The sequence below is a fragment of the Streptomyces sp. NPDC048297 genome, assembly GCF_043201585.1.
Taxonomy (GTDB): Bacteria; Actinomycetota; Actinomycetes; order Streptomycetales; family Streptomycetaceae; genus Streptomyces.
Genome location: NZ_JBICZA010000071.1, coordinates 1 through 12,306, shown reverse-complemented (window position 1 = coordinate 12,306; position 12,306 = coordinate 1). Strand labels below are relative to the sequence as shown.

At 71.4% G+C, this 12,306-nt stretch carries 1 pseudogene; it reads left to right on the top strand.

Features of this window, described 5'->3' with window-relative positions:
• A pseudogene (locus ACGFYV_RS37245) lies at window positions 1-12,306 on the top strand (hypothetical protein); the annotation flags it as partial.

Below are 12,306 nucleotides of genomic sequence, written 5' to 3'. Positions count from 1 at the left end.
TTGCCGCCGACGATCGCGTGGCACGAGGACACCTACAACCAGCTGGCGCCCGAGGACAAGGTCGTGCGGCGCGTCGCGGTCCGTCTGATGACGACCGCCGAGGACGAGCCGGGCACGGCCGAGTTCGTGCGGCAACTGGTGGCCGAACTGCCGCCGGAGCGGACCAGGACGCCGGGCGGCGCGAGGACGGCGAGCGCCACCACGGTCGGCTCCGACGCCACGTTCGACGCGGACGACACGGACGCCCAGGGCCAGGCTTCGGGCAGTGGATCCTCGTCTTCACAGCAGCAGATCAACATCCCTCAGCCGTCCGACGGAACACAGCAGCCGTTCGACGGAACACACCGGCCGTCTCTGACGCCGGACGAACTTGCCGCACCGTCGCACCCCGAGGCGCCGTCGGACGCGATGGCCGAGATGTCGTCGGACGCGGTGACCGACGTGCCCCCGGACATCGTGACCGAGGTGGCCGACCCCACTCCGGAGGGGCTGGCCTGGGGCATCGAGACCGTGCTCCGGGGCACCCTGCGGGACCACGGGCTGCTCGGCGAGGACGGGAGCCCGGACACGGCGGCGCTGCGCCGCTGGGTCGCCGATCAGATGACCGACGACGACCTGCCGCCCTTCCCGCTGACCCTGTCGGACACCCCCGTACAGGTGAGTGAACTCACCGACGCCGGCATCACCCTGTCCCAGCCCCAGCGGGTGCAGGCCGTCCTCGCCGGCAACCAGCTCGGTCCGGAGTCGCTGACCACGCTCCAGCGTGTGCGGCACGAGGTCGTGACGGGCGACGTGTGGAGCGACACGACGGCGATCAGCGCCGTCCAGGTGACCGCGCGCGTTCTCGATGTACCCGCGGCTCTCCTGGCCACGGCCACCGCGCCGCTGCCCGGGTCCCTGGGCAGGGGCGGCGACGAGCAGCTCGACGCGTCCACGGTGGCGTCCGAGGAGCAGGGGCAGCCGAGCCCGGACGCTCCGGAGACCACGAAGGCCTCGCGGATCGCACAGGATCCGGAGATCGCACAGGATCCGGAGATCGCACAGGATCCGGAGATCGTGCAGGCTCCGGAGGCGGTGCGGGAGCCGACGAGCACGGACGCCACAGGCTCCCCGGACCCCGTCGACCCCACCGCCGAACAGGACCGCCTCGACAAGCAGCTCCTCTTCGCGCCGCCCGCCCACCTCACCGACCCCGACTTCCGCATGGGCGCCGGAACGGAGTCGTTCGAGATCGTCGACGACAGCATGGACATGGTCCGCGACGAGGTGCTGACCCTCCTTCCGCCGGCACTGCGCGAGCGCCACGGGTCCGCCCTCGACGAGCGGCTCGACAGACTGCGCAACGGCGACGGCAACGACATGCGCACCGCGGTCAATGACGCCCTCGTGCTGCCCATCGGCACCGGCGCCGACAGCTTCACGCTCATCCTGCGTGCGCGCCCCGCGGGCTGGACGCAGCTGACCGACCCCAGAGGGGAGGTCCTGGCCGGGCCGGAGGTCTTCGACACGTCCACCGTCGAACTGCGCGAGGAGGACGGCAGGCGAGAGGCCCGCCTGCACGCCATGTCCGAGCGCAGGGCCGTCAACTTCGCCAGCCGTACGGTGACCGGCACCGGCGAACAGGACGTCTCGGTGTCGGCCGCCTTCACGTTCCCCGTCCGGGTGCTGCGCCGGCTCGGCGGACTCGTGCGCGGCCCCTGGATGGCCGCCAACGGCACGGAGACCGCCTTTGCCGGGTCCACCCTCTTCGACGGGCACGGCGTGAAGTTCTCGTCGTACCGCGCGGTGACCTTCCTGACCGGTCTGGGCTGGGACGCGGTCGTCCTGCTGCCCGGCGGAAAGCGCGCCCAGTGGCACGACTTCCGGCCGAAGGCGCTCCTCATCAACGTCGCCCGCGAGGCGGCGCGTTCCATGCCGCGCCCGAAGGGCGGCCCCGGCTTCGCGACATCGGCGTACTGGGCCGAGCGCAACGACACCGGCGAGTCCGACGTCGACGCACTGCGCCGGGCCCTCGCCACGGCCGCCTCCATGCGGGACGTAGCCACCGACGACAACGCCTACCAGGCGTGGGAGCCGGCCGACACCGTGCCCACCCCGTTCGGGCCGGGGGGCCCCGGCCGGCACCCCGTGTACATCGGCCACCGCGCCTCCTTCGAGACGCTCCAGCACACCGCGGCCTTCCGCGCCGCCGTGTTCCGGCTGGCCGGCAGCGAGTTCGCCGCCCCCGGCACACCGGGCCACGTCGCGCTCGCCTCGTTCGCCTCCGCGGACACACTGCTGAGCGGTATGCACGACGCCGCGGAGGGCGCCCTGCGCTCGCCGGTGCTCTTCGCCGCCAGCGGCTCCGGCCGGCAGCGGATCACCGTCCGGGCCGTGCACCGCAACCCGCGCGTGATCAGGGACGACGACTTCAGCCGCGCGGAACACGAGCGCATCCACCTGACGACGTCGGGACTCCAGAGCGCCCAGACCGACCGCCTCCTGGTCGGCGGCTCCCTCAACATGACCCTCGGCACGGACACGGTGGGTGTCACGGGCGCCGCCGCGCTCACCGCGTCGCGGACCGTCCGCATGAGCCGCCCCGGCGATACCGGCGTGGGCATCGACGCGGCCAAGCTGGTCCTCCACGAGCGATCCACGATCGTGCAGTTCGACACCGAACTGCGGCTCAGCACCGAGATCGGCAACCGCCACGAGGCCGTCCCGATCACGTCGTACGTGCGCATGCACGAGGGCGACGTACCCGACGAGTGGCGGACGGAGCCCGCGCCGCCCGGGCGCTCGCACGGAGCCGAGGCCCACGCCCGTTCCGCGCCGGAACGGCAGGTCTTCATCCCCGACAAGTTCCGCGGCTACCTGCCCAATTCCGTCTGGATCGGCGACCTGGACCCGAGCGGGCCCACACAGATCCTCCAGCGGACCCTCGCACTCGTCCGCTCCGCGTACCCGGGCTACCTGCCGCCCGCCGACGCGCAGGAACTCAGCGGACCCACGGACGCCACGGGCCTTCGGCTCTTCGGCAACCTGAACAAGCTGACGACCACCCTGGGGACCCAGCAACTGCGCGGTCTCATCCCCGCGATGCTCAACGTCGGCGAATCCATCGTGCTGACCGGTCCCGGGGCGAACGACCAGATCCAGGTCACGGCCCGCGCGACCTACGACCCGCAGGCCGCCGTCCGGACCCGCACCATGGCCGGCGACCTGGAGGTCTTCAGCGCGTTCGCGTACGACATGACGACGACCTCCACCCGTACCACGACGTTCACCGGCGGCTTCGATGTCGCGGCGGCCGTGCACCTGCCCGACGCCGGGCCCCTGGCGGGTGTCACGCCACGCGGAAGCGCCGGCCAGAGCATCGTCCGGACGCTGACCACGCAGAGCGGCATGATGCCCCGTGCCGGGGTGGCCATGCTCCTGGAGTGGATGACGGAGTTCCGCGCTCCGTTCACGGTGCAGGTGAGTGTCGAGCAGCTTCTCCCGGCCGCACCGGACAGCCGCGTCGCCCGTGACGGCGGTGCCACCGAGGAAATCGAACTCAGGGACATCCCCCGTCGTGCGACCGACCGGCCGTCCGGCGCGCGCACCATGCCCGGCGCCTTCCCCGGCCAGGACGACGACGTCCTCGACCTCGAGAGCGGCGTCCCCCGGGATTCCGGCGCCGGCCGTTCGACGGCTCCCGTCACCTTCGAGGCGAGCTTCGTCCTGCCCGACGAGCTGCTGGACGAGCGTGGGGAGGGCCAGCAGAACCCCGTCCCCACGCTCTCCCTGAAGACCGAGGAGACCGACGACGGACCGGTCCGTGTCCCCTCCGGCGTCGACGACCACGGCCACACCTGGACTCCGACGACGGCCCTGCCGCTGCCTCCGGACACCGTGACCTTCCTGCACACCGCACCCGTGCTCGCGGCCATCGAGAGTGACCTGGCACGCGTCGGTGTCACCAGCCTGCCCGCTGTCGACCACGCGGCGCTCCGCACTGTCCTGCACAGCCTCAACCAGCGTCTCGGCGACTTCACGGGCACCCCTCAGACACTGCTGCGACGCTCCGTGGGCCGCCACTGGACCGGTGCCCGGCAGATGGTGGAGATCACCCTCAAGGCCGGGACACCGCACCTGACCTCCATCGGCTCCTCGGGCTCCGTCAGCGGCGCGTACTACGGGCACAGCGCGCGCAGCGTCATGACCGGGATGAGGAGCAACCGCCTGTTCAACGTGGGCACGGGCGTCGAACTGCCCTTCACCGCCGCCTCCGACCAGACCATGAACGTGCGCGGCGGCTACCAGTACACGTACGACCGCCCCACCACCTCGATGCAGGGTCAGGTCGACCGCACCGACGTCCTCGACGCCGGCATCGGCGGCATCGTCTGGAACGACGCCCAGATGGTCATGACGGTCGGCGTCTCCTCCTGGTACGAGACCGGGGCACCCGACCTCCCGATCCTGCCGCTCAACGGCTTCCGGTTCGGGGAGCGGAGCGAGTCCAGCGACGTCGACGTCGACGGCCTCATGGCGATCAGCTCCGTGGAAGCCGCGGAGCGCGGTCTGCTGCCGACCGACCACCCCCGCGCACAACTCGCGCCCGCCCCCGACGGGCTGACGGAGCCCGTGAACCTGGTGTCCCCCGCCGTGGAGGACGGCGCGCTCGGCCTCGCGCTCGTGCGCCAGACCCCCGACCTGCGGGAATACGTCGCGCAGCACGTGATGCCGTGGCTCAAGTCCAACCTGGACACCGCACACGCCACGGCGGTGGAGCGGGAACTGTTCAAACTGACCTCCACCGCGGGCACCCGGGGGGCCGTGGAAGCTCTGCTCCAGGGCTTCACGCTGCACGTACCCAACCGGGACTTCGGCACCACGCTCGTCGCCGAGATCACCCTCAAGGGCAGGCTGACCCACCCGGAGCCGCGCGGCCTGACGCCCGAAGCCCGGTTCTGGGACGTCACGGGCCAGGCGGGTCGCCTCCAGCTGTCGGCCAACGACGTGGTGTCCGCCCACAGCCTGCAGGGGGTCGCCTTCCTGACCAGCTCGACCTTCGCCCCCTGGGACGTGAACCGGGACGCGGTGACCACGCTCACCGGAACCGGCGAGCAGCGCCACGGCCTGCGGCTGTCCGCGCTCACCGACCGCGCCGCACTGAGCTCCGTGCGTGGCATCAGCGTGCTCGCCATGAGCGGACACACGGTCGAGGTCTCGACGGACATCAAGATCCACCGGGCGCTCACCGCCGGCCTCCCGATCGTGGGTTCCCTGCCCGGGGCCCTCATCCAGACGCTCGCTCCGTCGTTCGGCTACGTCCGCGGTCACCAGGTCCCGCCGACCGACCTCACCGGCAAACTGGTCCTCGCCTTCCCGGCGCTGACCGGCCTGCCCGCCGGCTCCCTGAACGGTTCCCCGCGTCCGCTGCCGCGCGTGGAGGCGACCTCCGTCGAACCCGGACCGCCGACGGGCCTGCCCCTGACCCCGCTGCTGCTCAAGGACAGCGTCGTCTCGTCCGTGGCCGGGCTCGGAACGCTGCGCACCGCGGCGATGGACCTGCTGCGCGATCTCTCGCCGGCCTCGCACTCCTGGCACGGCATGCCCTACCAGGTCCGCGAAGCCCTGGAGTCGTTCTTCGGCCCGGCGTCCATGCCGGCGCGTTTCCTCGATCTCACCCAGACACCACTGGACCTCGAACTCTCCATCCCCGGCGTGCTCAGCGGCGACCGTGGAGTGCTGCGGGTGTCCGTGGACGTCCAGGAGATCCATCCCGTGCGGCAGGAATCGGTCACGCTGCCGAACTCCACCTCACGCTCGTTCACCCGGAGCGGGAAGAGGGGCTGGGGCAACGAGTACGCGGCGCGCACCGGCCGCATCGACGCCGCCGCCCGGCTGAACCAGGGTCTCGTCGGCCAGCACTCCGACGGTGTCGGGATCAACCTCTACGAGGGCTTCGGAGTCAGCGGCACCCTGCAGACGGGCTGGGGCTCCGACACGGGCGGCGACCGGTTCGGCCTGGACACGGGAGAGAAGCGCTCGCGGCGGCCGTTCCGGCAGCTTCGCACCGGCGACGTGACCTGGCGGCTGGAATGGCGCCCGGAGTCCGGCAGACCGACCGCCACACGGGTCGTCGTACCGGACGGCGCGGTGCTGTACTCACCGACCGCCGCGGCCCGCGCCCTCCTGGAGCTGCGGCCGATCGTCTCGGAGCCGCCGCGGCCGTACGTACTGGGGACGATCGAGGAGATTCCCGGGCTCCCGGAGACCCCGGATTCCCCTGAGATCGCCTCGATCTCCGAGATCGACGAGGACCTTCCGGGCCCTGCGGCCACGCCGTCCACCGACGAGGAGGGTGCAGACGACGTCCAGGCCGAGGACGAGGCCGGGGTGGAGCCCGAGGAGGCGGTGCCGGCCGGGCCTGGTGGGGTGATCTCCGAGAAGCCTTCCGTTCCGGCGGAGGTGATCTCCGAGGAGCCTCCCGTTCCGGCGGAGGTGATCTCCGGGGACCCGACGCTCCCGGGCACCGTGAACGCCGAGGAGTCCGACGCGACTCCGGCCGGGCCGCAGGTGATCGTCACGGATCCGACCGGGGCGCAGGAGATCGTCACGGATCCGGCCGAGTCACCGGTGACCGTCACGGATCCCGCCGGCGAACGGAACCCCGACCCGGCGCCGGTCGCCTCCGTGGTGCCGCCCGCGCTGAGAACCACGGTCGCCTCCGTGGTGCCGCCCGCCTTCGTGCGCGGTGGGGCACTCGGGTCGATGACGGTCGAGGACGCGCCGGTCTGGACCGAGCAACGCGCCCGTCTGTGGGCGGCGATGACCGCGTACAACCTGCCGGACGCCGTCCGCGCGCCGGTCGAGCGCGCCCTGCGCACCCTCCTGCTCAACAAGGACGCCGAGACGTGGTCGGCACTGGTCCGTGAGGGCGTTCACGTCAGCGCGGGAGACAAGCACGTCTGGCTGCTGCCGACCCCGGCCGAATTCAGTGTCCCGGCACCGAGCCCGGAAGCGACGGCCGTCAGCCGCTACCGGATCGCGTTCGGGTCCACCAGCTTCTCGGGGGAGACCTCCCAGGACACCACCTCCAGCCTGGAGTCGATGCTCCAGCTCGGCTTCCAGCTCGCCTCGGCGTTCGCCTCCGCGACGACGCTCGGCGTGCCGCAGTTCGGCACGGGCTTCTCGCGCAGCCGTTCGCAGGGCTGGGAACAAGAGGTCATCTCCGGACTGAAGCCCTACTTCAAGGGCTCGACCCGCTTCCTCAGCGCGCTGCGGATCCGTGTCTTCCTGGACGGTGTCGAACACGAGCACCCCGTCGTCGTACCCCGCGACCTCGGCGTCGAGTTCCCGAAGATCTTCTCCGAGCCGCCCCGGACGCTCGACCTCTCGGCGGTGACCTCGCCGGCCGACATCCCGGACGGACAGGAGAGCTCCGCCGGCCACACCACGGCGACACTGCACGCACTCGACCTCGTCGACGCCACCAGCCAGGTCCAGGCCGCGCTGCGCGGGGCCGGGCTCACCCCGGACGCCGTCGCCGTGGTCTCCAAGGAGATCCAGAAGGTGGTGAGCGAGTCGGCGGCGCTGGACCGCAGCCGCTTCTGGTTCACGAGCGGCGACTACGCCGCGCCGATCCGTCAGCGGCTCACCCGCTTCTCCACCTTCCGCGGCCAGGTCGTCGTACGCGCAAGTGTGAAGAGCGCGCAGATGCGCGAGGTGACGGACAAGCTGCGCAGCCGCGCGGACCTCGGACTGGGCGCGACCCGCTCGGTCTCCCAAAAGGGCGGCAGCAGCGCCTCGATGACGTTCGGCAACACGGTGCTCGGCCTGACGCACGATCCGCGCGACGAGAGGCCGCGAGGCCTGCTGCCGCTGCTGTCCGCCACCGCGTCGTCCAGCCGCACCGACGGGTTCTCCACTTCGGGCAAGACGCAGAGCCACACCGTCCTCGCCACGATGCCCCAGGAGTTCGCACGCTACGACGCCCAGATCAGTCTCGAAATCGCCATCGAATCCGACACCCATCCCACGCTGAAGCCGATCAAGGTCACCGCGTACGGTGAGATCGGTGTGCCCTGGAGGTACGGCAAGGGGGCCGCCGACTGGGAGACGAAGACCTTCGGCGAGCTGGTCACACCAGGACTCGACGTCCACACCGCCCCTGTCGTGACGGACCCGGCGGACTCCCCGCGGACACAGGACGACGGGCCGGTGCCGTCACGCCTGGACGAACCCTCGGATCCCCGCCCCAAGGCCGAGCAGCTCACGTCGGATCCCGCGGAAATCGGGCAGACGCTCGTCGCGGAGCCCGCGCGCACGCCGGAACAGCCGGACGCGCGGGAGGAGGGCCGGCAGCCGAAGGCCTCACAGCCGCATGTCGCGCGGTTGCTGGAGATCGCGAATCTGCCGAGCGGCATCTCGGCCCCCACGGCCGCCCGCACGGCGGACGCCGACGTGCCTCAGACTCCCCACTCCTCGGAACCCCTGGCCCTGGCGGCCCGCGGGCACAACGGGGCGCAGGGACTGGGCTTCGCCACCACGATGGCCCTGCCCGGCTCCGACGCCGTGCTGCGCAACTTCACCGCCATGCTGCAGAAAATGGCCGGGAAGGAAGCCGTCACGGCGGCGACGACCCAGGAACTCTCCGCCTTCTTCGGCACACCGGCGCTCGAAGCCTCCCTGCCCGACCTGTTGATCGGACGCACGCACCAGATCCGGGTGAAGGGCAAGCTGTACCGGCTGGGCCTGCGCGCCCGTCTGCTCGACCGCGTGGACGGCAGCAGTTACATCCACTCGGTCAACACCCGGGCCACCTCGGCCTTCGGACTCTCCGGCAGCACGTCGACGGGCGTGGAACTCTCCGGCGGTATCGGCGGCGCGCTGCGGGTGCCGGCGGGCCCGAAGTTCAGGCTCCAGCTCGGAGCGTTCCGGGTCCGCGGGCAGGTCGGCCGCCAGCTCGGTGACACCTTCGACGGAACGGTGAAGGAGACCAACCGTCACGAGACGCTGGGCCGGACGCACCAGGGGAACTACAACCTCCGCTGGGAACTCGACGTGCACCGTGTGTCGTCGTCGTCGGGCCGCAGCCGCGCGCACGAGAGCCGGCGGATCGAGCAGCCGGGCGTCACCATGGCCCAGGTCCTCATCCCGGAGACGTTCGCGCCGCAGACACCCCTGACCTCCGGTCAGCTCGAATCCGTGGGACGCGTCACCCTGCACTCCCAGCTGCCGACGGACGCGTACGGCGAGATCCGCGCCCACTTCCTGACCTCAGGTGTGTCGGCCGTACGGCCCGCCTTCCTCGCCGTACCGGACCTGCCCAGGACCATGGCACGGCTCTACCAGGACCTGCACGGCATCCCGACCGACGACTTCTCCCAGGCGACCCTGTGGCCCGAGGAGTTCCGCGAGGTGGCGTCGCCGGACGCGCTGGCCGCCTCCTTCTCCGCACTCACCTCGTCCGAGGGCCTGGTCGTCACGCTGCCCCGCCGCGACGGCTGGAAGCAGCGGCTGCGCCTGCACCTGACCGCGCACGCCGTACGCGACGAGGGCACCACGTCCGCCCCCGTGGAACTGGAGCACTACTACCAGCTGACCTCGAAACGCTCCGTCGAGACCGGTCTGGAGGGGGCGGTCACCGCGTCGATCTCGGTCGGCCCGCAGGGCAGCTGGGGCGGTGACGCGCACCTGCTCGACGACGAGGACGTGCCGACGCTCGGCCAGGGATTGCACCCCCAACAGCAACACAGTGGTGCCAAGAGCCGGGCCGGCGGGGCCCTGGAGGCGTCGGGCACGCTGGCGCTCGGCACCTCGCGGAAGACCGCCGACGGGATGATGAGCATCATCCGGGCCACCTACCCGGGAGCCAAGACACGGCTGACGGCCGATCCGGTGTTCCACGTCAGCGTCGAGCGGACGAAGGGCGGGGTCACGGAGCACCGCGAGCGCTGGCTGCGGGTCAGCGGCGGTCTGGAGATGCTCACGCCGTCCTGGCGCGCCGCCGAGCTGATGGGGGCGGACCCGCATCCGGCGGAGGCTGATCCGCGCCGGGCGGAAGCCGATCCGCGTCCGGCGGAGAAGGACCAGCGTCCGGCGGCGGAGGTCCCGCGTCCGGCGGAGGGGAAGGCGGAGCCCGCGGCCGACGCGCATGCGCCGCACCGGCCCACCCACACCTACGTCGGGCACGTCATGCAATCGGGCGCGGTCCACCCCGAACTGTTCCTGGTGGACGGCGTGCTGGAGAAGATCCAGCAGAAGCTGGCCGCCCACGGAGTCAAGTCCGCCGACGTGCTGGAGGCATTCGGCTCGGCGTTCTCGCAGCGCGCGCTGGCCTCCCAGATTCCCGCGCTCATGGGCACCGGAGTACTCCGCTACGTGCCCAGGCCCGGCATGTTCGGTACCACCCAGTACATCGCGGTCAAGGTCTCGTTCGACTCGGTCGGCAACGCCGAGCAGCAGCAGGACCATCCCGACATCGAACTGACCGGGCGGGCCCAGGGATCCGCCCAAGGCGGCACCACCACCTCGGCGGGTATGGGGTTCGGCGTGGGAGCCTCGGCGCGCGCGCGGCTCGTGGCCGATCACTCCGACAGCGGAGCCACCTACGCCGGTGTCGAAGCCGGCATCGGCTACTCCCAGAGCCGGGGCGAGGACTCCACAACCTCCCAGACCGAACTCGACATCCACCGGATGACGGTGAAGGGAGCCACGGCTTTCACCCACCCCTTCACCCTGCGCGTCGAAGTCAGCGCGTCCAAGCAGCCCATGGAGCTGGTCTCCGTCCCGATCCGCGGTGGCATGGCCGCGGTCGGCGCCCTGCGGAACCTCGCCGGCCTGGTCCGCAAGCCCGGAGCTCCCACGCGCACCATGCTCGGGGCCGGTCTGGGCCGCTATGCCGAATGGCACGAGACGTCGTTCGTCCACGGATCGATGCGCGTTCTGGTTCCCACCCAGCTCACGATGCCCAGGGAACTGCTCGACGGCGACGAGGACGCGCCCACCTCGCTGCTGCACCGGCCGACCGGTGAACACCTGCGCTGGGAGGGCCCGCAGGTCAGGGGCGAGGGCGGCGACGCGGCCCGGGAGCCCGCCGAAACCTCCACCGACATGTGGGCCGACCTGCTGTCCGACCATGTGGTGCCCCTGGACATGCCGGCCGCACACGCCGTCCAGCGCTGGGCCAAGTACGCGATGCTTCCGCGTGGCCACCGGTACGTGACGGCCGGGAGCCCCGTTCCCGACGGTCCCGCACTGACGGCGATCGAGCTGACCACCGTGGCCGGCATGCGGTACGCGCACGCCACCAGCCCGGACGTGATGCGCCCGCAGCTGGAGAAGCTGCTGCGCGGCCAGTACGAGGTCCCGGTGGACGGCCACAAGCAGAAGGTCCGCTTCACTCCCCGAGGGGTGCGCCGGTTCGGGCCGAGCGAGGGCATGCCCCTCACCGCCCGCCGCTACCAGCAGGCCGAAGGGTCGGCCGAGGCGTCCACGCACAACTCGGGCGGCTGGGAGGTCACCGCGGGACCGGACGGCGGCAGCGACCAGACCCCCGTCAGGCTGTTCGAACGGATGGCCCTCTCCTACGGCCGGTCCACCGGCGAGAGCGGTTCCTCCGGGCAGGGCAGGACCGAGGAGGCCAACGCGGTCTCCAACGGGACGTACGGCGGGCTGGAAGTCGACCTCACCGTGACCGTCGGGGACAACCTGAGCTTCGACGTTCCCTCGGGTCTCAAACTGCTCATCCGTCTCGACGACCAGGGCCGGATGGTGAACGAGGAGGTGCACGCCCTGCTGACCGGGCTCGGCGGGCAGCCTCTGGCGGTCGCCGAGGTGCCCGCCAGGCACGGGGGTGAGGGTTCGGGCGCCCGGCTCGTGGATGCCGAGTCGGACGGTACGACGGAGGACTCGGAGGGGTCCGGGACTCTGTCCGTGAAGGCGCGGGGGAAGCTCCGGGAGGTCGACGAGACGGACGACTCGTCGCCGGAAGCGGCGCCGGATCCGGAGGCTCTCTTCGCGGAGGAGTATGGGGACAACGGTCTCAGTGACCTCGGCATGGCGGTGCTCGCCCGGCTGCGTCGTGAGGCTCCTGACAGTTGGCAGAAGGACTTGCTCAACGCTTCGGCGTTCCTCGGTCTGCCGTTGGTGAGTCCTGACCGGATGACGGCTCACCATGAGGCGACGGTGTTGACCGCTGTTGCTCTGCGGGATAGTGGGGACGACACCCGCGCGTTGGTGGACCATCATGCTTCCCGTAATCCGGACAAGGGTGATCCGCCGCAGGCGGCCACGTCGCTGCTCGCTGCGTTGAATGTTGCGCTGACCGGG